This window comes from Bradyrhizobium elkanii WSM2783, assembly GCF_000472865.1.
Taxonomy (GTDB): Bacteria; Pseudomonadota; Alphaproteobacteria; order Rhizobiales; family Xanthobacteraceae; genus Bradyrhizobium; species Bradyrhizobium elkanii_A.
The window spans coordinates 89,801-111,538 of the sequence record NZ_AXAP01000026.1 but is presented as its reverse complement, the minus strand read 5'-3'; the positions used below and the strand labels follow the sequence as shown (position 1 = coordinate 111,538).

18 protein-coding genes, 1 tRNA gene and 1 riboswitch are annotated in these 21,738 nt (G+C 64.4%); of the genes, 6 read left to right on the top strand and 13 right to left on the bottom strand.

Going from position 1 to position 21,738, the window contains the following annotated elements; translation table 11 throughout:
• Window positions 1-303: 303 nt before the first annotated feature.
• Together YY7_RS0122615 and YY7_RS0122610 are read right to left on the bottom strand one after the other, a co-directional pair.
• The gene (locus YY7_RS0122615) at window positions 304-501 is read right to left on the bottom strand and encodes a Trm112 family protein (protein ID WP_028165232.1); all 198 of its coding nucleotides are present in this window, start codon (window positions 499-501) and stop codon (window positions 304-306) included.
• A gap of 41 nt (window positions 502-542) precedes the next feature.
• On the bottom strand, window positions 543-1,079 hold the full coding sequence (locus tag YY7_RS0122610; RefSeq protein WP_028165231.1) for a TetR/AcrR family transcriptional regulator: 537 nt from the start codon (window positions 1,077-1,079) through the stop codon (window positions 543-545).
• A gap of 77 nt (window positions 1,080-1,156) precedes the next feature.
• On the opposite strand from YY7_RS0122610, the gene YY7_RS0122605 reads away from it, so the two are divergent.
• Window positions 1,157-1,507, top strand: a complete 351-nt coding sequence (locus YY7_RS0122605) for a hypothetical protein (RefSeq protein ID WP_028165230.1) — start codon at window positions 1,157-1,159, stop codon at window positions 1,505-1,507.
• A gap of 144 nt (window positions 1,508-1,651) precedes the next feature.
• On the opposite strand, the gene YY7_RS0122600 is transcribed toward YY7_RS0122605, so the two are convergent.
• Window positions 1,652-2,326 (bottom strand): LON peptidase substrate-binding domain-containing protein, encoded by a 675-nt coding sequence (locus YY7_RS0122600; protein WP_028165229.1) that lies wholly within the window; start codon window positions 2,324-2,326, stop codon window positions 1,652-1,654.
• Between the two features lie 33 nt (window positions 2,327-2,359).
• Window positions 2,360-3,280 carry a thioredoxin gene (trxA, locus tag YY7_RS0122595; protein ID WP_028165228.1) on the bottom strand — a complete coding sequence of 307 codons (921 nt, stop codon included), beginning with the start codon at window positions 3,278-3,280 and terminating at the stop codon, window positions 2,360-2,362.
• Between the two features lie 400 nt (window positions 3,281-3,680).
• Between trxA and YY7_RS0122590 the strand changes: the two genes are divergently transcribed.
• The 3 genes from YY7_RS0122590 to YY7_RS0122580 all read left to right on the top strand — a co-directional run bounded on the left by YY7_RS0122590 (window position 3,681) and on the right by YY7_RS0122580 (window position 6,178).
• Window positions 3,681-3,755, top strand: a tRNA-Gly gene (locus YY7_RS0122590).
• Window positions 3,756-4,199: 444 nt separating this feature from the next.
• A complete protein-coding gene (locus YY7_RS0122585; RefSeq protein ID WP_028165227.1) occupies window positions 4,200-5,477 on the top strand; it encodes a PQQ-dependent sugar dehydrogenase in 1,278 nt (425 codons plus the stop codon).
• Window positions 5,478-5,599: 122 nt separating this feature from the next.
• On the top strand, window positions 5,600-6,178 hold the full coding sequence (locus YY7_RS0122580) for a c-type cytochrome (RefSeq protein WP_028165226.1): 579 nt from the start codon (window positions 5,600-5,602) through the stop codon (window positions 6,176-6,178).
• Between the two features lie 152 nt (window positions 6,179-6,330).
• Here YY7_RS0122580 and panE read toward each other — a convergent pair whose 3' ends face one another.
• From panE to YY7_RS0122565, 3 genes are all read right to left on the bottom strand, one after another.
• Window positions 6,331-7,254 carry a 2-dehydropantoate 2-reductase gene (gene panE, locus YY7_RS0122575; RefSeq protein ID WP_028165225.1) on the bottom strand — a complete coding sequence of 308 codons (924 nt, stop codon included), beginning with the start codon at window positions 7,252-7,254 and terminating at the stop codon, window positions 6,331-6,333.
• Between the two features lie 172 nt (window positions 7,255-7,426).
• Entirely contained in the window at window positions 7,427-8,773 is a 1,347-nt protein-coding gene (locus YY7_RS0122570) for an MATE family efflux transporter (RefSeq protein WP_028165224.1), read from the bottom strand.
• Window positions 8,774-8,993: 220 nt separating this feature from the next.
• The gene (locus tag YY7_RS0122565; protein WP_028165223.1) at window positions 8,994-9,575 is read right to left on the bottom strand and encodes a DUF2239 family protein; all 582 of its coding nucleotides are present in this window, start codon (window positions 9,573-9,575) and stop codon (window positions 8,994-8,996) included.
• A gap of 159 nt (window positions 9,576-9,734) precedes the next feature.
• Between YY7_RS0122565 and YY7_RS0122560 the strand changes: the two genes are divergently transcribed.
• Window positions 9,735-10,400: a glutathione S-transferase gene (locus YY7_RS0122560; RefSeq protein ID WP_028165222.1), complete on the top strand. Its 666-nt coding sequence runs from the start codon at window positions 9,735-9,737 to the stop codon at window positions 10,398-10,400.
• 170 nt (window positions 10,401-10,570) lie between these two features.
• Here YY7_RS0122560 and YY7_RS0122555 read toward each other — a convergent pair whose 3' ends face one another.
• From YY7_RS0122555 to ggt, 4 genes are all read right to left on the bottom strand, one after another.
• On the bottom strand, window positions 10,571-11,959 hold the full coding sequence (locus YY7_RS0122555; protein WP_080663803.1) for a serine hydrolase domain-containing protein: 1,389 nt from the start codon (window positions 11,957-11,959) through the stop codon (window positions 10,571-10,573).
• A 209-nt stretch (window positions 11,960-12,168) separates the two neighbouring features.
• A complete protein-coding gene (locus tag YY7_RS0122550; protein WP_028165220.1) occupies window positions 12,169-13,065 on the bottom strand; it encodes an SDR family oxidoreductase in 897 nt (298 codons plus the stop codon).
• Between the two features lie 19 nt (window positions 13,066-13,084).
• Window positions 13,085-14,383, bottom strand: coding sequence for an MFS transporter (locus YY7_RS0122545; protein ID WP_028165219.1), 1,299 nt, complete (start codon window positions 14,381-14,383; stop codon window positions 13,085-13,087).
• Window positions 14,384-14,722: 339 nt separating this feature from the next.
• Window positions 14,723-16,369 (bottom strand): gamma-glutamyltransferase, encoded by a 1,647-nt coding sequence (gene ggt / locus YY7_RS0122540; protein WP_245287350.1) that lies wholly within the window; start codon window positions 16,367-16,369, stop codon window positions 14,723-14,725.
• 219 nt (window positions 16,370-16,588) lie between these two features.
• On the opposite strand from ggt, the gene YY7_RS0122535 reads away from it, so the two are divergent.
• Window positions 16,589-17,974: an MFS transporter gene (locus YY7_RS0122535; protein WP_028165217.1), complete on the top strand. Its 1,386-nt coding sequence runs from the start codon at window positions 16,589-16,591 to the stop codon at window positions 17,972-17,974.
• An 84-nt stretch (window positions 17,975-18,058) separates the two neighbouring features.
• Here YY7_RS0122535 and purH read toward each other — a convergent pair whose 3' ends face one another.
• The gene (gene purH / locus YY7_RS0122530; protein ID WP_028165216.1) at window positions 18,059-19,651 is read right to left on the bottom strand and encodes a bifunctional phosphoribosylaminoimidazolecarboxamide formyltransferase/IMP cyclohydrolase; all 1,593 of its coding nucleotides are present in this window, start codon (window positions 19,649-19,651) and stop codon (window positions 18,059-18,061) included.
• A 23-nt stretch (window positions 19,652-19,674) separates the two neighbouring features.
• Window positions 19,675-19,756, bottom strand: a riboswitch (ZMP/ZTP riboswitch).
• 59 nt (window positions 19,757-19,815) lie between these two features.
• The gene (locus tag YY7_RS0122525; protein WP_155255274.1) at window positions 19,816-21,570 is read right to left on the bottom strand and encodes a heparinase II/III family protein; all 1,755 of its coding nucleotides are present in this window, start codon (window positions 21,568-21,570) and stop codon (window positions 19,816-19,818) included.
• Between the last annotated feature and the right edge of the window lie 168 nt (window positions 21,571-21,738).

Here is a 21,738-nt window from a genome sequence, read left to right as displayed (position 1 = left end):
GAGAAAGCGGTTGAACCGCACCTCCAGCGCGCGGTCACCCTTGGCAAGCCGCCGCAGGCAAACATCCTTGCCCGCAACCATGCGTTCGACGAGCGCCGCCCCCCTTTATCGAGACGACGATCCCCGAACCGGCCCAACGTCCAGTCAATCCGTGGCGACATCGCGGCACCTCCGTCAAATCGAAGTGCCACAATAGAAATCACACAGATTCCCGATTCTGGAATCCCTCACACCCGCCCCGAGTCAATCCGCCGCACCGCACCACATCTGTGCATGCCCTAGTGCTTTCGCAGGGACGACGAACTACTCGATCTTGCGCGCTTCTTCCGGCAGCATGATCGGGATGCCGTCGCGGATCGGATAAGCGAGCTTTGCGGAGCGCGAGATCAATTCCTGGCGAGCCGCGTCGAACTCCAGCGGGCCCTTGGTGATCGGACAGACCAGGATTTCCAGGAGTTTTGGATCGGCGGTGCTTTCGAGATGATCGGTCGGGGAGTTCATGATGGTCTTCCAGCTTGACGGCTCGTCTTTATCACATTCGATCAGCGCGCCGCCATCCGCAAAAGCTCGTCGACGACCGCCTGCTGTCTTGCTTTCGGCAGCGGCTGCTCCGTCAGCGCGTGGCCGAGGAATGCCCAATAAAGAATTTGCGCGCGGGCGCGGGCGACGTCCTCGGTGAGACCCGCCCGCTTCAGGAGGCCTTCGACATAGCCGAGCCGCCGCTGGTCGATCGCCTGCACGGCGGCGCGCGCTGAAGCGTCGACGCTCGCCCAGCTTCGCACCGCATTTTCCAGCGCCGGCTTTTCGGAAAACACGCGTCGCAGCAGCACGGCGAGTGCGTCGGAACCTGTCGCTGCCGCCTCGACATCGACGATGATCCGCTCCGCAGCGATCTCGCGCCAATGTTTCAGGATGGCGGCGTGGTAGGCGCCGATGTCGGCGAAGTGCCAGTAGAAGCTGCCGCGGGAGACGCCCATCTCCTTTGCCAAGGGGTCGGCCTTCAGCGCGGTGAAGCCGCGTCTTGCTAGTGCTTTCAGGCCCTGGTCGAGCCAGTCCTTGGCGGAAAGCTGATCGGTCATGCGGCCACCATACACCAGTGTATTGACAGGCGCCAACGCATGCGCGACAACCATACACAACTGTATGGAGGCGAGCGATGCGCGATATCCTGCTGCAATGTGCCGGCCTCGCCGCGATCGCGGCGGCGCTGATCCACGGTTACCTCGGCGAGTTCAAGGTGTTTCCGAAAATGACGATCGAACCGGCGCGGCTGCGCACGCTGATCCGCCTGGTCTGGCAGGCCGGCACGGTGGCGTGGATCGGCGGCGGCGTGCTCTTGCTCGCCGCGCCCTGGATGGCCTCGGAGGTGGCGCGGCACTGGATCGTCGTCACGCTGGCCTGCGTGTTCGCTTTCGCGGCCCTCGCCAATGCGATTGCTACGCGCGGCCGGCATTTCGGCTGGATGGCGCTCAGCGCCGTGGTGGCGATGGCGGTCGCGGGGTATTAGCCCCACACGCCGTCATTCCGGGGCACGCGCAGCGTGAACCCGGAATCCATCGCGCCGCATGCGCAGGCGGAGAAATGGATTCCGGGTTCGTCCTTCGGACGCCCCGGAATGACGGCGGAGGAGAACGACGGGACGGGCGCAAAATCACTGCAGCGGCGGATCGCCGCTGGTGCGCTTCTTGGCGAGATCCATCTCGGTCACCGCGATCAGGATTTCGGCGCGGGTCTTCAGGTCAGGCGCTTCCAGCATCGCCTGCTTCTCCGCCGGGCCATAGGGCGACATCATTGCGAGCGCGTTGACCAGCGCCTCGTTGGGCGCGGCTTCGATGCCGGCCCAGTCGACCTTCAAATTGTTGGCCTTGAGGAAGTCTGTCAGCACCGAGAGCAGCGCTTCGCGGTCGACGTCCTCCTCGCCCTTGCGCGCGACGAAATCACCCGAGAAGGAGAAGAAGTCGACCTTGCACTGGCGGTACGCAGTCAGGACGTTGAGCTCCTCCACCACCTTGAAGCGCGCCACGCCGGTGAGTTCGAGGATATAGCGGCCGTCGCCGGATTCGGCGAGCTGGGTGATGCGGCCGACGCAGCCGACGCGGAACAACGCCGGCTTCTCCTCATTGTGCGAATGCGTCACGTCGGGCTGGATCATGCCGATCAGCCGATGGCCGTCGCGGAAGGAGTCGTCGACCATCGCAAGATAGCGCGGCTCGAAGATGTTGAGCGGCATCTGGCCGCGCGGCAACAATAGCGCGCCGGCAAGCGGAAAGACCGGGATTACCTCGGGAAGCTCGGCCGGGCCCCGATATTCGGCATTGATCGGCATCTGTGGCCCCGGTGTTATGCGCGCGCGCTCTAGCTAAGAGAACAGGATCGTCGACAGCCGCTTTCGTCCCTCGACGGTCGCTTCATCCGCCCCGCCCCACGCTTCGAAGAACTGGACGAGCTGCTTGCGCGCGCCGTCGTCGTTCCACTTGCGATCGCGCCTGACGATCTCCAGGAGTTGGTTGGTCGCCTCGCTGCGCTTGCCCATCGCGTTCAGCGCGGTGGCAAGATCGAACCGCGCCTGATGATCGAGCGGATTTGCGGCGACTTTCTGTTCCAGTTCGCCGATCGGACCGACCGACTCGGCCTGCTCGGCAAGGTCGATCGCGGCCTGCACGGCCTTGACGGCCGGATCGTTGCGCTTGGACTCCGGCACCATGCCGAGCGTCTGCTTAGCCTGGTCGATCGCGCCTGTCGTGACATAACATTTGGCGAGACCGGCGAGTGCGGCGATATTGGTGGCGTCGATGCCGAGCACCTCGGCATAGATCTGCGCCGCGGCCGCGGCGTCGCCTTCGGCGAGCACGGCGTCGGCCTCTTTCAGGATTTCCGCGATGTTCGGCTCGCCCGCGGCCGGGACGCCCTTGGTCAGCCGCTCGATGAAGGCGTTGACCTGGCTCTCCGGGATCGCGCCCATGAAGCCGTCGGCCGGCTGGCCGTTGACGAAGGCGATAACGGCCGGGATCGACTGGATGCCCATCTGACCGGGGATCGACGGATGCTCGTCGATGTTCATCTTGACGAGCTTGACCCGGCCCTTGGCGTTGGTCACCACCTTTTCCAGGATCGGGGTGAGCTGGCGGCACGGGCCACACCAGGGCGCCCAGAAATCGATCAGCACCGGCTGGCGCTTCGACTCCTCGATGACGTCCTTGACGAACGTCTGGGTGGTCGTTTCCTTGATCAGATCGCCTGCCTGCGGCGCCGGACCGCCGCCCTGCTCAACTATCGTCACGATATCCTCGCCTGATGTCCCGAGATTGGCGCCTGTTCTAGCACGGCCGGAACTGAACACCCGTCAGCTAAATGGCGGTTTCGCGTCAAATTTCAATCGGCAGGCGCCCTGCTCGTTCCGCCGCAGGCCGGTCGTGCAGGGGCGCGACCAAATGCGGCCGGAGTTTGCAGGGCTGCTTGAGGCGAATCGGCCGTGGCGGCCTGAGGTCGGGAAAAGCGGGTTCCCAGGCGAAAAACGCGGCGAGCGGCCACCGAAACGCCCCGCGCCGCGTTGCTTTTGGGCCCCTCGTCCCCATTTCTGGTCAAATGAGGCGATTTAGCCGGCTTCGGGCCTGTTGCATTCGCGGTCCGCTTTTGGCATAGCTCTGCCGTTGCCGGCGAGCGATCGTCGTCATCAGGATGCGGGTGTAGCTCAGTGGTAGAGCACGACCTTGCCAAGGTCGGGGTCGAGGGTTCGAGCCCCTTCGCCCGCTCCAATTTCCCATCCGGCGGACCGGCTTTTACTTGTAGCCCCGCGCCCGTGCCGTGCGCGGTTGCCTTCCCTCCGATTGACGAAGCGAGCCCGTGCTAAGACCTCTCCGGCGAGAGGCGCGGCCCGGCTTGATGGCTGCTCAATCATTCATCCGATGATTGATTTCTCTGGCCAATCGAAATTGTCGGCGGTGACGCTGCGAGAGGCGTTAGCTTCAAACGAATATTGCGGCGCAATGACATCGCTGATGCTTCGCAGGAAAACAGCGTAAGCGAACCTCTCAACTTGTCTTGACCTCGCTCGAATGCGGCGTTCATCGCCTGCGCTTCTCTCGCGCGGGGGATGTGCTAACATTTTCCGCTCTGGCCTATCTCTCGCAGGCCACCACGATCGTCTCGTTAGAATCAATAAAGAGCCAGCCGTCCGGCTGGATTAGGGGAGTAACGCGATGCAATCGGTTTTCAATCGTTCCATTGTTGCGCTAGCCACCATCGCCCTCGTGGCGGGGACTGGCTTTGCCAAGGCACAACAGCAGCAGGACAAGGGCAGGGAGCTGAAGAAATACGAATCCGGCACCAAGGAATTCTGGACCCATCCGCCGGATGACTGGTTCCTGGGCGATGAGACCGAAGCGCAAAAGGGCCTCGCCCCGCCATCGGGACCGCCGACCGGCGCCTCCGACTCCGAGCTGGCGGCGCTTGTCAAGAAGATCAAGCTGCCGCAGGGCTTCAAGATCGAGGTCTATGCATCGAACGTGCTCGCCGCGCGGCAGATGGCCTGGGGCGACAAGGGCACGCTGTTCGTCGGCTCATTCGGGCTCGGTAACGTCTACGCGATCAAGGACAACAACGGCAAGAAAGAGGTCAAGACCATCCTCAAGGGGCTGAACATGCCCACCGGTCTCGCCTTCCGCGACGGCGCGCTCTACGTGATCGCGGTCGACAAGCTGATCCGCTACGACAATGCGGAAGCCAATCTGGACAATCTCGGCCAGGGCAAGGTGGTCTATGACGACATGCCCTCCTATGCAGCGCATGGCTGGAAATATATCGCTGTCGACAAGGACGGCTGGTTCTACATTCCGTTCGGACCGCCCTTCAACATCGGCATCCCCCCGACCAGCCTCTCGCAGATCCGCCGTGTCGATCCCAAGACCGGCAACGCGGAAATCTGGGCGCTCGGGGTGCGCAACAGCGTCGGCGGCGATGTCGATCCGCGCACCGGCCGCTACTGGTTCACGGAGAACGCGCGCGACTGGATCAGCGACGATCTGCCGAGTGACAAGCTCAACATGATCTCGAGGATCGGCGAGCATTTCGGCTATCCCTATTGCCATCAGGGTGACCTGCCCGATCCGAAATTCGCGATGGGGCATAAATGCTCGGAGTTCACGCCACCCGTGCTCAACTTAGGGGCCCATGTCGCGCCGCTCGGCATGAAGTTCTACACCGGCAACCAATTCCCGGCGGACTACAAGAACAACATCCTGATCGCCGAGCATGGCTCCTGGAACAGGCACAAGTACCAGGGCGCGCGCATCGTGCGCGTGATCGTCGGTCCAGACGGCAAGAACGCCAAGCAGGAAGTGTTCGCGTCGGGCTGGATCGAAGGCGACCAGAATTATCTCGGCCGCCCTGCTGACATCATCCTCGACAAGGACGGCTCGATCCTCGTTGCGGATGATTGGGCCGGTGCGATCTATCGCATCAGCTACAGCAAGAAGTGAGACTGTGACCAACGGGGGCTGCGGCGGCCGGACGGCGGCTGCAGCCTGCAATTCTTGTTGCGAATCGATCCAATCGTCATGCGCGGGCTCGACCCCGGCAATGACGAGTGAGAGGAATGAAAATGCGGATTGTATTGGCCGCAACACTGCTAGCAGTGACTGCCTGCGCACTTCCCGCCCGCGCCGCCGATGTCGCGGCCGGCAAGGAGAAGGCCGAGATGTGCGTCTCATGCCATGGCGAGAATGGCGTTTCGCAGATCGAGAACATCCCCTCGCTCGCCGGCCAGCCGGATCAGTTCATCCAGTGGCAGCTCGTGTTCTTCCGCGCCGGCACCCGCAAGAACGAGCTGATGCAGCCGATCGTCGAGCAGCTCAACAATGACGACATCCGCAATCTCGGCGCCTATTTCTCATCGCTGCCGCCGCCGAAGGGCCCGAAGGACGACGATCCTGATCTATCGGAAAAGGGCAAGCAGGCCGCCGCCGGCCGCCGCTGCGCGTCATGCCATACCGACAGCTATGCCGGCAACAAGGCGGTGGCGCGCATCGCCGGCCAGCGCGAGGATTATCTCGTCAAGGCGCTGCACGACTACAAGTCCAGCGCGCGCTCCGGCGGCGGCATGGCCGCGATGGCCGAGGTCGCCTATCCCTTGAGCGACGAAGAGATCACCGCACTGGCGCATTATCTCGCGCATCTTTGATCTCGCTCCGATGTCGTCCCGGGCTTGACCCGGGACCCATAACCACAGGCCGTTGTTGTGTGCTCCGCTGCAACCGCTTGCTCGCGCCACAACACTTCCCGTTGGTTATGGGTCCCTTGCTTTCGCAGGGACGACGGCGAGCGCGCGCGGGCTTAAGCGCTAGCCCGCTGCAATTCGTACGCTTTCAGGTGCGTATACGCCGTGCGCAGCTTGGGCACGGGAATCTTGGCGGCGTCGGCGCGGGCGACGAGATCGCCGATCACGTGATCGGCTTCGACCGGCAAGCCGGCCTTGATGTCGCGGAACATCGAGGCGGTCATCGGCGAGCCCGCGGCGGTCAGCATGCCCTTGACGCGCTCGAAGAACGGTCCACCCGGCGCATAGCCTTCAGCGGCCGCTACCGCGCTGCACTCGTCGAGGATGCCGAGCAGGAAATCCTTGCCGCCGGGCGCCGCCAGGATGTTGCCGACGGAGGTGCGCATCAGGCTGGTGGAAGCCGCGAGCGAAGCCAGGAACACCCACTTTTCCCACATGTCCTGCATCACATGATCGCTGGCGGTGGCGCCGTTGATGGCGGAAAACACCTCCGCGATCGCGCGCAGGCGGTCGGACATCTTGCCGTCGCGTTCGCCGAAGGTCAGCGACTGCATCGGCTGAAGCTGCACCACCTCGCGTGCTTCATTCAGCGTCGCCGCAATCGCGCAGAGACCGCCGAGAACGCGCTCGGCGCCGAATTTCTTGTCGAGTGCGTTCAGGTGAAGCATGCCGTTCAGCAGCGGGATGATCGCGGTGTTCGGTCCGACCGCCGGCGCGAACGACTTGATGGCGTCCTCTAGGTCGAATGCCTTGCAGCTCAATAGCACGACGTCGAATGTCTCGTTCAATTTGTCCGCCTGCACCGTCGGCGGATTCTTCAATGTCACATCGCCGTTCGGGCTCTTGATCACGAGGCCTGCGGCGGCGAGTTCGGATGCGCGCCTCGGGCGGACCAGGAATGTGACGTCACGGCCGGCCTGCAGCAGCCGCCCACCGAAATATCCGCCGATCGCACCGGCGCCGACGACGAGAACGCGCATGGGATGATTCCTTGTTGTTGTTGCTTGAGAGGTGGACGGGCGAACGGACTGTCAAATAGCGAGGCGACCCTCCTGCGCCCTTCGGTTTTTCTCCTTGGCCCTATTGTGGCGCGATCCGCGTGGCCCGTCTACTATATGATGATCATCATATAGATATGATCTCCCTTCCCGGTCAAATCAGACGCTCGACCGTCTGCTTCCGCCAGACCAGCATGTAATAGCCCATCTGCAGCAGGAACATGGTGCAGAAGGTGATCGGATAGGCGGCCCATACCCCCTCGATGCCGATCAGCCGGCTGAGGAGGATGGCGGACGGGATCTCGACCAGCGCGATCGCGAGGGCGGAGATCAACAGCGGCATCCAGACCGTGCCGCCGGCACGCATCGCCCCCGAAAACACCGTCGACATCCCGAACAGGACCGAGCTCCACAGCACGATATGCAGCAGTCCCTGCGCGAGCTCGAGCACGGCGGGGTCGGTGATGAAAAAGCCCATCAGCGTGCGGGAGAACAGATAGCCGAGCGCGGCCAGTCCGCCGGTCAGGACCAGATTCATCTTCAACCCGGTGCCGACGATCGCGCCGATCTGGCTGGCCTCGCCACGGCCGATCGCCTGCGCGCCGAAGATCGAGACCGCGATCGCGATCGACAGCGCGGGAAACTGCACATAGCTCAAGACCTGGTTGACGGCGCCATAGGCCGCCGTGGCGTTGGAGCCGAAACCGTTGACGAGGCCGAGCAGCACCAGCTCGGCAAGCGACATCACGACCATGCCGAGCGCTGCGGGAATGCCGAGCCGCAACACGGTTCGCAGCAACCTGCCGTCCGGCCGCATCGCGCGCAGGAACGCGCCATCGAAAGCCAGCGCATGGCGTCGTCGCCACAGATAGAGGTTGAGCCACACCAGTGTCAGCAGGCTCGATACCGCCGAGGCCCAGGCCGCGCTGGCGACGCCGAGATGCGGCAGGCCAAGCCAGCCGCGGATCAGCGCCGGCGTCACCACGAGGCCGATGACGGTCGAAATCGAGAGCGCGAACAGCGGCGTGAGCGTGTCGCCGACACCACGCAGCATCGAACTGGCCAGGATGAAGGCGAAGGTGAGCGGCATCGTGACCATCATGGTTCGCGCGTAGGAGGTGGCGGCATCGAGGATATCGGCCGGCGTGGCGAGCGCGACCAGGAGTTCGCGCGTGAACAACAATCCGAACAGCGCGATGCCACTGGCCAGCAGGAGCGCGACCGTCAGCGTGGTGCCGGCCACCGCCTTGACCTTGTCGACTTGGCCGGCGCCGAAGGCTTGGCCGACCAGCACGGTCGCGCCCGAGCTCAAGCCCATCACGAAAGCGATCAGGAAGAACATCACCGGGAAGAACACCGAGACCGCTGCGAGTGCCTCGACCCCGATCATCTGTCCCAGATAGATGTTGTTGATGGTGCCGAACAGCGCCTGCAGGATGTTGCTCAGCATCATCGGCAGCAGGAAGGCGAGGAAGGTCCTCCAGAGCGGCGGCTTGGACATGGAAAGGGTACCTGTTGAAATGTGATAGGTCGTTGATTGAATCAGTCGTGCCGCGAGTTCACCTCCCCCGTTTGCGGGGAAGGTCGGATCGCATCGTTAGATGCGATCCGGGTGAGGGTTCTCACCACCTGAAGAATCCCGCCGCGGAGACACCCTCACCCCAACCCTCTCCCGCAAGCGGGAGAGGGGGTGCACCTCCGTTGTGGCTTCGTTCCACGCGCTAATCCGCGTGGTCGCTGTAGGCGAGCGTGACGACGTGGTCGCGAATGTCCGGCGGCCAGTCGGCGATCTCGCTGACAAAGCGGCGGCGGTCGTCCGCGAACAGGGCGCGCGAGGCCTCCTCGAATTTCGGCAGGTTGCCAGCCATCGCCGACATGAAATGATAGGCGGCATCGCGCGCGGCGCGCTGACGGTCGCGGTCGCCGCTGCTGCGCCGGGCTTCGTCCACGAGCTTGCGGAGCGCGACCGAGGCGCCGCCGGGCTGCGCGTTGAGCCATTCCCAATGGCGCGGCAACAGCGTCACCTCGCGCGCGACCACGCCGAGTTTCGGCCGGCCGCGGCCACGCGGCTCGCTCGGCGCCAGCTCCGGCGCTTCACCTGGCGGAGCCGTTGTTGGCAGCCGTGCCAGGATCTCGTCATCGCTGCCGCGAAGGTCCAGATCGAGGGCGCGTCCGGTCCCGTCGCAGAAGATCGCAATCGGCTCGGCGCTCTGGCCGGCTCGTTTAACCGCCAGCGCGACCTCTGGCAGGGGCCCGGCGGCGAGGCGCCGCTGGCCTTCGAAGGCTGTAAAGGTCTGATTCATCTGAGACATCTGGTTAATCTATGTTCAGCAATTAATGCCCGGGTATAATTCAGGTGTCAATATCACCCGGATAAATAATTTGGCCGCTCGGCCAATCGCGAATCTGGCGATTGCCTGATACGGAACGCCCGGTAAGTTTTTCGAATTCCGGGGGACGCCGTGCTGACCGTTCATCACCTCAACAATTCGCGCTCGCAACGGGTGCTCTGGCTGCTCGAAGAGCTCGGCGTGCCCTATGAGATCGTGCGCTATCAGCGCCAGCCGGACATGCGCGCGCCGAAGGAGCTTCTGGTCGTCCATCCGCTCGGCAAGTCGCCGGTCATCACCGACAAGGGCAACACGATCGCGGAATCGGGCGCGATCATCGAATACATCCTCGGCGCCTATGGCCGGGGACGCCTGATCCCGGCGGCCGAGACGCCGGAACGGCTGCGTTACACCTATTGGCTGCATTATGCCGAAGGCTCGGCGATGCCGCCGCTGCTGTTGAAACTGCTGTTCACGACAATGCCGAAACGCGCGCCCTCCTTGCTGCGCCCGCTCGTGCGCAAGGTCTCCAACCAGGTGCTGACGGCGCTGGTCAATCCGCAGCTCAAGCAGCACATGGCGTTCTGGGAGGCGGAGCTCGGCAAGAGCGAGTGGTTCGCAGGCAATGAGTTCAGCGCCGCCGACATCCAGATGAGCTTTCCGCTGGAAGCAGCTTCCGCGCGCGCCGGGCTGGAGGAGGGGCACCGGAAGTGCATGGCCTTCCTCGAACGCATTCACGCGCGCCCGGCCTACGCCCGCGCGCTGGAGAAGGGCGGGCCGTATCAGGTCGGACGGTAGATGTGGCTCACCTCTCCCCGCTCTTGCGGGGAGAGGTCGGCGCGCAGCGCCGGGTGAGGGGACTCACCGCACACTCCTGTCCATCGAATTCGCGGAGGCAGCCGCTCACCCCGACCCTCTCAGAGCGAGCTCTGCTCGTCTCGGCCCCGCAAGATCGGGGCGAGGGAGTCTCACTGCCCAACCGCCGCGATCACCTCTTTCACCAGCCGCGCCAATCCGCGCATGTCGCCGGTCCGATCAACGCTGTTGCCGAGGCGGACAACGACGAGGTGCTGCGTCGGCATGATGACGATGCGCTGGCCGAGATCGCCCGAGGCAAAGAAGGCGTCGCGGGGAATGCCGAGCGCGACGCGGGCCTTGGCATTCCGGTGTTCGCCGCGGTTGGTCCAGAAGCCCGCGCCATAGTCGGTCTTCAGGGTTGGGGCGGCGGAAAAGTCCACCCAGTCTTCGTGCAGCAGCCGCTTGCCGCCGACCACGCCGTCATTGAGATAGAGCAGCCCGAAGCGGGCCCAGTCGCGGGCGCTCGCCAGCATGTAGGCAGTGCCCTGCAGCGTGCCGCTGCCGTCGAATTCCAGCGTGACGCTGCGCATGCCGAGCGGGTTGAACAATTCGCGCCAGGCAAAAGCGAGCGTTTGCTCGGGCCCGCCGACGGCATCGCGGATGATCCGCGCCAACAGTTGCGTCGAGGGACTCGAATAATGCCAACGCGTGCCGGGTGGCGCCATCAGCGGCGCCTTCACCGCAAAGCCCGCCATGTCGTCACGCAGGTAGACCATCTGGCTGGAGGGATCGAAGCCCGAATTGGTCTCGTCCAGCGCCAGCCCCGTGGTCATGCGCATGAGGTGCTCGACCTCGATCTCGCGACGCGGATCGTTCCTGCCGCGCCATTCCGGAATCGGCGCCGGCATCGACGGCGTGACCAGGCCTTGTTGCGTCAGGATTCCGATCAGCGCATTGATCACCGACTTGGTCAGGGAAAAACCAAGCAGCGGTGTGTCGACACTGATGCCCTCGGCATAGCGCTCGGCGATGATCTTGCCGTTATGGACGACCACCACCGCCTTGGTGCGCCGGAGCGGCGGCTCCGCCGGCTCCTCGAAGGCATGATCGAGCGCCGCTTTTAGCGCCGGGTCCGAAGGCTCGACAGGTTCAGGGCCCCCGATCTCCTCAAGCAGCGGCGGCGCTTTTGCCACCTTCAGCGCGTCGATGTCGCTCTTGAGCACATAAGGCGCTTTTCTACCGTGCAGCAGCACGCAACCGAGCCCGTCGTGAAAGGCGGCGCGGCTTGTCAGCCATCCCACAACCGACGCATCGACGGTCTTGGCGGTGCGGTCGAGCGCAAAGCGGAGCAGCGGACGCAGTCTGCGGATGCCGGCCCGATCGATCGTTTCCGAAAACACCGTCTCCGGATCGAGGCCAGAGACGAACACTTTGGAACAGACATTGTGTGCGACCACGCCCGTCGCGACACGAACGGCCCGATCAGGACGGAAGTAGGCGGCAACCGCCACCGCGGCGGCGAACGCGATTGCTGCCGCGATCCATTTCTGCCAGCCCACAAATTCCTCCGCGCTGAAGCTGAGTGGTACTCTATCTCGCCCCGCTTACGGGGAGAGGTCGGAATTCAAGCGGAGCTTGAATTCCGGGTGAGGGGGCTCTCCGCGAGTCCACCTATCACCGTGCGTGCGGAGACAGCCCCTCACACCGCCCCTCTCCCCGTGAAGAACGGGGAGAGGGAGGGAGAGCCCCGCGATCGTGTCGTTGAGTCTTACCGCGACTTCTGCGCTTCGCCAACGGAGGGCAGCGGTTGAACGGTGACGCCGGGCGGCGGCACGTCGTCGTCGGGCACGAAGAAGTCGGACATCAGCGGCCGCGACGGATCGACGCGGTAGCGCTCGAAATCGCGCACGCCGCTGTCATAGAGCACCTTGTCGTCAATGCAGAACTGCCCGGTGAATTCGCGTGCCGGTTTGGTCAGGATGACATGCGCGGCATCGCCCATGATCTCGGGCGTGCGGCTGGCGCGCATCATGGCGTCGCCGCCGAGGAGATTGCCGACCGCGGCGGTCGCGATCGTCGTACGCGGCCATAGCGCGTTGACGGCGACACCAGCCGATCGCAATTCGCCCGACAGCCCCAGCACGCACATGCTCATGCCGTATTTCGCCATCGTGTAGGCGGTCGAGTTCTCGAACCACTTTGTCTTCATATCGAGCGGTGGCGACAGCATCAAAATGTGCGGGTTCGCCGCTTTCTTCAAATGTGGGATGCAGTATTTCGACACCATGAAGGTGCCGCGCGTGTTAACGCCCATCATCAGGTCGAACCGCTTCATGTCGGTGGCCTGCGAGGTGGTCAGGCCGATCGCGCTGGCATTGTTGACGCAGATGTCGATGCCGCCGAATTCCGCGACCGTCTTGTCGATCGCCGTGATCACCTGCGCCTCGTCCCTGATATCGCAGATAACAGGCAGCGCCTTGCCGCCGGCGGCACGGATCTCGTCTGCGGCGGTATAGATCGTGCCCTTGAGTTTCGGATGCGGCTCGGTGGTCTTGGCGGCGATCGCGATATTGGCGCCATCGCGTGCCGCCCGTAGCGCCATCGCGAGCCCGATGCCGCGGCTCGCACCGGTGATGAACAGTGTCTTGCCCTTGAGCGACGTCATCCGAACCCTCCCGTGTTATTTATCCCTCAGCATGCAACACCCGTCCGCGCGTCTCCGGCAGCGCGTAGGCGGCCAGGAAGAATACAGCGTAAGCGGCGACCGCGAAAATCGCGATCGCGTTGGCGAGCGAGGTCGTGGTCGAGAGCGCGCCGACGAGAAACGGGAACAGCGCGCCAATGCCGCGGCCAAAATTATAGCAGAAGCCCTGTCCGGAGCCGCGCAGCCGCGTCGGATAGAGCTCGGTCAGGAACGCGCCCATGCCGGAGAAATAGCCTGACGCGAAGAAGCCGAGCGGAAAGCCCAGCACCCACAGCAATTCGTTGCTGATCTCCACTTGCGTATAGACCAGCACGACGGCGATGGCGCCAAGCGAGAAGGTCAGGAACAGGTTCCGACGGCCGATACGATCGGCGAGCCAGGCGCCGACAAGATAGCCGATGAACGAGCCGATGATCAGCGCGGCGAGATAGCCGGTCGAGGTGACGATCGAAAGGTGACGCTCCGTGGTGAGGAAGCGTGGCACCCAGAACGTGATGGCGTAGTAGCCGCCTTGGCAGCCCGTCGCCGCCAGCGACGCCAGGATGGTCGTCTTCAGGATCGGTCCGTGGAAGATCTCCCACAGCGACGGCCGGTCGCCCGCGGCCTGCTGTTTTTCGCGCGTGGCTGCGGCGATCTCGGGCTCGGTGACATAGCGGCGGAGATAGAACACCAGGAGCGCCGGCAGCGCGCCGATCACGAACATCCAGCGCCATGCGATTTCCGCCGGCAGGATCGAGAACAGGATCGCCTGCGCGAGCACCGCAAGACCCCAGCCGACAGCCCAGCCTGATTGCACCGAGCCGACCGCGCGCCCGCGATATTGCGGCCGGATCGCTTCGCCCATCAGCACCGCGCCCGCAGCCCATTCTCCGCCGAAGCCCAGGCCCAGGATTGCCCGCGCGATCAGGAGCTGATCGAAGTTCTGCGCGACCGCGCAGACCAGCGAGAAGAACGAGAACCAGAGAATGGTGAGCTGCAGCGTCCTGACGCGGCCGATGCGGTCGGCGAGATAGCCGCCGAGCCAGCCGCCGATGGCGGACGAGAGCAGCGTCACCGTGCCCGCAAGGCCCGCGGTGCCGGCATCGACCTTCCACAGCGTGATGATGGTGCCGATCACCAGCGGATAGATCATGAAATCCATGCCGTCGAGCGCCCAGCCCGAGGCGCAGGCCCAGAAGGTGCGCCGCTCCTGCAGGTTCATGTCGCGGTAGAAGGCGAGCAGGCTGGTGTCGTGGATTTCAGCGACTTCCATCGCCTTCGATGGCTCCGATGTCGTCATGTTCGAGGTCTCCGCGAGTTTCTTCTTGATTGGCGCTATTGCATGCGGCCGGTTTGCGGGAAAGTTAAATTTATCGCGATGGTTCCGCAAAAAGATGTAGGGTCCGCGGCCTTCCCTTCTCCCCTTGTGGGAGAAGGTGGCGCGCATGCAATGCGCGACGGATGAGGGGGTGTCTCCGCAGGCGCAGGCGTTGGTGGAGAGAGACCCCTCACCGAAGCGAATTCGTGGCTAGATCGGAACAGCCCTCTCCCACAAGGGGAGAGGGCACATCAACTGGAAGAGTCTTGATGGTGGGCACGCTGCGCTTTGCCTACCCTCCGCTTTAGCCAACCGCCTCCGTCAATACCCCGCCGCTTCGGCGCCGCGGGTGCGCGGGTCCGGGGCGCCGAGCGGGCCGTTCGACGTCACCAGGATCGAGTTGGCCGAGGAATAGCCGAGCGGCTCGACCAGCTTGTGGCCTTTGGTTCTGAGCTCGGCCAGCACGTCATCGGGAAATCCCTTCTCGATCCGCACTTCATCCGGCAGCCATTGATGATGCACGCGCGGAGCGGCAACGGCGGCGGCGATATCCATTTTGTAGTCGATGACATCGACGATCACCTGCGTCACGGCGGAGATGATGCGGCTGCCACCGGGCGTGCCGGTCACCAGTACCGGCTTGCCGTTCCTCAGCACGATGGTTGGCGACATCGACGATAACGGCCGTTTTCCCGCACCCGGCAGGTTGGCCTCGAAGCCGACCAGGCCGAATGCATTCGAGGCGCCGGGCGCGGCGGTGAAATCGTCGAGCTCATTGTTGAGCAGCACGCCGGTGCCTTCGGCGACGAGGCCGACGCCATAGGGAAAGTTCAGCGTATAGGTGTTGCTGACTGCATTGCCGCTGGCGTCGACCACGGAATAATGCGTGGTGTTGGAGCCTTCGCGTTGCGGCGGCACCGCTGCCGCTTCGGCCCAGGGCGTGGCGCGGGCAAGGTCGATGGTGGCGCGCTGCTTGGCGGCATAATCCTTGTCGAGCAAAGCGAGTGTCGGCGCGTTGATGAAGGCGGGATCGCCGAGATAGCGGGCGCGATCGGCATAGGCGCGCTTCATCGCTTCGATCATGACATGAAGCGAAGCGGCAGACCCCTGCTTCATGTCGGACATCTGGAAACCCTCGAGGATGTTCAGGATCTCCAGCAGCACGATGCCGCCAGAGGAAGGCAGCGGCATCGAGACGATGTCATAGCCGCGATAGGTGCCGCGCACCGGCGTGCGAATCACGGGCTGATAGGATTTCAGATCATCCAGCGCCATGATGCCGCCGGCATCGCGCACAGCTTTGACGAGCTTTTCCGCGACCGGCCCTTCGTAGAAGCCGCGCGGGCCCTGTTCAGCGATCGCGGTGAGCGTGGCCGCGAGGTCGCTCTGGATCAGCGTGTCGCCCTCATGCAGCGGCGAGCCATCGACGCGGGAGAATGTCCTGGCCGAGTTCGGCCAGCGCGACATGCGGCGATACATATCCGGCAGCGTGTCCGCGATATCATCAGCAACGGGAAGTCCGTCGCGCGCCAAGTCGATCGCGGGTTTGACGATCTGCGCCAGCGTGAATTTCCCCGAGCCATATTTCTGAAGCGCCAGCGCGAGACCGGCGACGGTGCCGGGCACGCCGATGCCGAGCGCGGAATTGCGCGACTTGTCGGGATCGGGCTTGCCCTCGGCATTGAGGAAGATATCGCGGGTGATGGCGCTGGGAGCGGTCTCGCGATAGTCGATCGCGACATCCTCGTTGCGATCCGCAAGGTGGATCACCATGAAACCGCCGCCGCCGATATTACCGGCGCGCGGATAGGTCACTGCCATGGCAAAGCCGGTCGCGACTGCCGCATCGACGGCATTGCCGCCCTGGCGCATGATGTCGGCGCCGACGCGGGCTGCAAGTTTTTCCTGCGCCACCACCATGCCATGTTCGGCGGCAATGCCCCGCATGGTGTCGGCAGCCGGTGGCATGTAGAAGCGGCGCTGTTCCTGCGCGGCTGCCGGCATGATGGTGAAGACCACGAGCACGACAGTCGCGACAATCCTGCGCCAACCATTTGAGGAAGTTGTCATCAATATTTCGCCGCGGTTGGAGCCGAAGTGAAGCGCTCGCGTCAGGGCCGCATGCTATATGGATTTGAAGCCGACAGGCAAAGCGCCTGTTCGTGATTGGGGCAGGACGATTTTCGCATGGACATGGCAATCAGCGAGGCAGGCAACGCGGAGTTGCCGAAGGGATATCCAGGCCGTGCCGCCGTCGTGAGCTGGATCTTTTTCGACTGGGCCGCGCAGCCTTATTTCACGCTGATCACGACGTTCGTCTTCGCGCCCTATTTTGCAGGTTTCGTCGCGCCCGATCCGGCGAGCGGACAGGCGATGTGGGGCTTTGCCACCGCGGCAGCGGGACTTGCGATCGCGCTGATGTCGCCGGTGCTCGGCGCCATCGCGGACGCCAGCGGCCGACGCAAGCCGTGGATCGCGGGCTTCGGCGCGCTGCTCGTGCTCGGTTCCTCACTGATGTGGATCGGCCGGCCCGGCGATGCCAGTATCATCCCGCCGCTTCTGTTCGCCTATGCGCTCGCCTCTGTCGGCGCGGAATTCGCCACCGTCTTCAACAATGCGATGATGCCCACCTTGGTGCCGCCGAACCGGATCGGGCGGCTGTCAGGAACGGGCTGGGCCACCGGCTATGTCGGCGGCGTGCTTAGCCTGTTTTTGGTGCTCGGCTTCCTCGCGGCGAGCCCCGACAGCGGGCGCACGCTGTTCGGTTTCAAGCCGCTGTTCGGGCTCGATCCCGGCACGCATGCGGGCGATCGCATCACCGGGCCGTTGACGGGGCTGTGGTTCATCCTGTTCGTGACGCCGCTGTTTCTGTTCACGCCGGACTATCCGGCGAAGCGGCCGGTGCGGCAGGCGCTGCGCGAGGGCTTGCGCGAACTGAGGCAAACGATCGGCGAATTGCCGAGGCGGAAATCGGTGGCGACGTTCCTGCTCGCCAACATGATTTATGCTGACGGGCTGGTATCGCTGTTCGCGTTCGGCGGCATCTACGCCGCCGGGACCTTCGGCTGGCGCACGATCCAGATCGGTACGTTCGGCATCATCCTCGCAATCGCCGGCGTGTTCGGCGCCTGGCTAGGCGGCAAGCTCGATGATCTCCTGGGGCCGAAGCGCGTGATCGTGGGCAGCCTAGTCATCCTCTTGTTCTCGATCGCAGCGATTCTTTTGGTCGACAAGGATTCGATCCTGTTCGTGCCGGTTGCGCCGCCCGAGCCGGGCGGTGCGCTGTTCGCTGGCGCGGCCGAGCGCGCCTATCTCGTGCTTGGCTGTCTGATCGGCGCCGCCGGCGGGCCGTTGCAGGCGGCTTCGCGCACGCTTCTCATCCAGCTCGCGCCGAGGGATCGAATCGCGCAGTATTTCGGATTGTTCGCGTTGACGGGCAAGGTGACGTCGTTCATGGGCCCGCTCCTGATCGGCGCCATCACCGCAGCAACCGCGAGCCAGAAGGCCGGCATGGCGGTGCTGGTGCTGTTCTTTCTCGGGGGGCTGACACTGATATTGCGGGTGCGGGATTAACTCCGCTGTCGTCCCGGTCTTGAGCCGGGACGACAGCGTGGAGTGCTGATGGAGCGCAGCGTAATTCGGGCTACGCGTATCGGCTCAATGCCGGAAATGCCGCACGCCGGTGAAGACCATGGCGATGCCGTGCTCGTCGGCGGCCTTGATCACTTCGTCGTCGCGCATGGAGCCGCCGGGCTGGATCACCGCGGTGGCGCCGGCCTCGATGCAGGCGAGCATGCCGTCGGCAAACGGGAAGAACGCATCCGAGGCGACGACCGAGCCCCTGGTCAACGGCTCGGCGAGCTTCAACTCGGCGGCGGCGTCCTGCGCCTTGCGCGCGGCGATGCGGGCCGAATCGACCCGGCTCATCTGGCCGGCGCCGATGCCGACGGTAGCGAGGTCCTTGGCGTAGATGATGGTGTTCGACTTCACGTGCTTTGCAACGCGGAAGGCGAATTGGAGATCGCGCAGCTCGGCATCCGACGGCGCGCGCTTGGTCACGACTTTCAGCGCCATGTCATCGATCACCGCATTGTCGCGGCTCTGCACCAAAAGCCCGCCGGCGACGGTCTTGGCGGTGAGGCCGACGCTTCGCGGATCGGGCAGGCCGCCGGCGAGCAGAAGACGGAGATTCTTCTTCGCCGCGACGATCTTGATCGCTTCATCGGTCGCGTCAGGCGCGATGATGACTTCGGTGAAGATCTCGGTGATCGCGCGCGCGGCGTCCGCATCGAGCGTGCGGTTGACGGCGACGATGCCACCAAAAGCAGAAGTCGAATCGCAGGCGAGCGCCTTGCGATAGGCGCTGACGAGATCGGTGCCCTCGGCGACGCCGCAGGGATTGGCGTGCTTGACGATGACGCAGGCAGCGGTGCGCTTGGCGTCGAACTCGCCGATGCATTCATAGGCCGCATCGGTGTCGTTGATGTTGTTGTAGGACAGCTCCTTGCCCTGCACTTGCCGCGCGGTGGCGACGCCGGGGCGTTTCTCAGGCGTCGCGTAGAACGCCGCGCTCTGGTGCGGGTTCTCGCCATAGCGCAGCTTCTGGATCAGCTTGCCGCCGAAGGCGCGGAAATCCGGCGCCTCGGTGTTGAGCTCCTTCGCGAACCAGTTCGAGATCGCGGCGTCATAGGCCGCGGTGCGGGCATAGGCCTTCGCGGCGAGGCGGCGGCGAAGCGCAAGCGTGGTCGCGCCCTTGTTGGCTGCGAGCTCGTCGAGCACCGCCTGGTAGTCCTGCGCTTCGACGATCACGGCGACGTCGTCATGATTCTTCGCCGCGGCGCGGATCATCGCGGGTCCGCCGATATCGATATTCTCGATGCACTCTTCGAAATCGGCGCCCTTCTCGACGGTGGCCTCGAACGGATAGAGATTGACGACGAGCAGATCGATCGGCGCGATGCCGTGGGCCTGCATGGCCGCCGCATGCTCCTTGTTGTCGCGGATCGCGAGCAGGCCGCCATGCACCTTGGGATGCAGGGTCTTCACCCGGCCGTCCATCATTTCGGGGAAGCCGGTGAGGTCGGAAACGTCTTTCACCTTGAGGCCGGCGCCGGCAATCGCTTTCGCGGTGCCGCCGGTGGAGACGAGCTCGACGCCATGGGCAGCGAGCGCGCGAGCGAACTCGATTAGGCCGGTCTTGTCGGAAACGGAAAGGAGGGCGCGGGTGACGCGGCGGGTCGTGTCAGTCATGGGCAAGATCCTCTGCTAGGGAGTACCTATGCCCAGGCGCGCGGCAGATATATCCCGCGCTTCCCGATGGTGCTCCATCCAAGGTCGCCAGTCGCGCGAGCGAGTGCTCGTTAGCAGCTTTCGACGATCTTCACAACGGCCCAATAGGTCTGGACGGAGTCGGTCTACAGCGGAAGTTCCGGCTCCCGTCGTGCATTGCGGCGTGCATTGGTGACCGACGCCGAAGTGCTCGAGCGGACGAAACTCCAGCGGATGGTGGAGACCTGCCTTGCATCCTGCCGGATCACGATCTGAGAGGTGCGGCGGGGGCCGTCATTGCCGGCGAGGAACACGCTGTCCTCGAGATCGACCTTGTCGTCGACCGCCTCGAAGGTCCAGACGTCGCGGTTCGGCAAGACCAGCATGACGCCGCGGGCATCCGAAAGCCGGCTCGCCTTCACCGACGGGTGCAGATGAAACCGCAGGGCGTATTCGCTGTCGTGGCCCTTGATGCGGCCGCCCGATGGCGGCGACAGCGTGTCCTCGCCGTCGAGCCGCGAGCCGTCCTGCGCCGCCATCAGCACGCGGTGGTGGATGACGCCGAAGCGCGAGAGATAGCCGTCATGCGAGGTCGTCAGGACATCGCCATTGCCGGTTGCCTCGCGATAGCTCTCGACATTGCTCGGGCCGCTGGTGATCGGCGCGCCCTTGAGCAGGCGCTTCATCGCCGACATCTCGACGAACTGGCAGGATGAGGTGTCGTGATAGGTCAGTGTCGAATGCGCCGCCGTCGAGCGCGCGAACGGCCGCCAATTGTCGCGACCGGTGGCAGGCATGCCGCAATTGACGACGATCCGGCTCGGTCCGGATGAAAGCTCGAACGACAGACATCCGGCATGGGCATCCTGGCTGATGCTGGGCGGCGGCGGCGGGCCGGTGTCGATGATCACGGTCATGTTGCCGGCGTCGAGCCGCTGATAGCCGGTATGCGGCATGCTCGCCATCGGTGCGCCGTGGGCGTCGTCATAGGCCAAGAGTGTCGCGACGAGGTCGGACGGCGCGGTGCTCATGCCGTTGAACAGCGCGAAGCTGCCATCGCCATGGCGGAAGAAGCGCAGCATCGGCATCATGCGGTCGATGGCGTTGAGCAGCGCCGGCGGCGGGGCGATGTTGCGAGCGGCGAAGGTCTGGCGCAGCGGCAGCATATCGCTGAGCAGTTCCACCAGCGCGCCGGGATTGCGCGAGATGTGGCCGCCATCGGGCAGGATCTGCCGTTGCAATTCGTCGGACAGACGTCGCGTCGCCGAGCGGACGTGGCGGGCCTGGTTGGCAAGGCAGAGCGAAGCGTAGCACAGCGCGATCAGGACCTGCAGCCGCGGCACGCCATCGGCGGCATCGACCATGCCGTAGCGCAAATGGCGGATCTCGCGTCCCAGCCCGCGCAGATATTTCCGGTAGAATTTGCCGTCGGTATCGCTGAGCACCAGCGGCGCCTGCGACAACAGCGAGATGACACGGCGCGCCCGCACGTCGGCGCGCCGCTCCAGCGGCCGCTTGCGCGACGCGTTCGACATCCAGTCGTCGATCAGGGAGCGCGCATTGGCCCGGGTCAGCGCGGTATCGGCGACGCGCAGATGGCGCAGCCAGCCGAAGCCGAGCAGGGCCGCCTCCCAATCCTCCGAGGGCGGTTCGAGGTCGAAGATCGAACGGCCGTGGCAGGTCACGATCTTGCCGGCGAACACGAAGCGGCCGGCATAGATTTCCGCGGCGCGGGTGGCATCCGCCGTACGCAGGTCATGCGGGGCGATGATCAGGCGGTCGCTGCGGCCGGGCCACAATCGCGAGAGCGCGACGGTTCCGCCGCTGGCGCGCGCGGCCACGCTGCGCGCGAAGCGGCCAGCGATCAGCGTCGAGATGCGTCTGCGTTGGGCGACGGACACGCCTAACCTTTGAAGGGAGAAGGGATTCTGGCGAATCCTTTTAATCCGGAAACGCCGCCAAGACACCATCTTGAAACGGCGCGAATCAGGCGCAGCGCGATCCGGACGAGGAGGCGCCGGTTTTCCTCACGCCAACCGCAAACCATTGGCGCGAAGATCGGGCTCCAG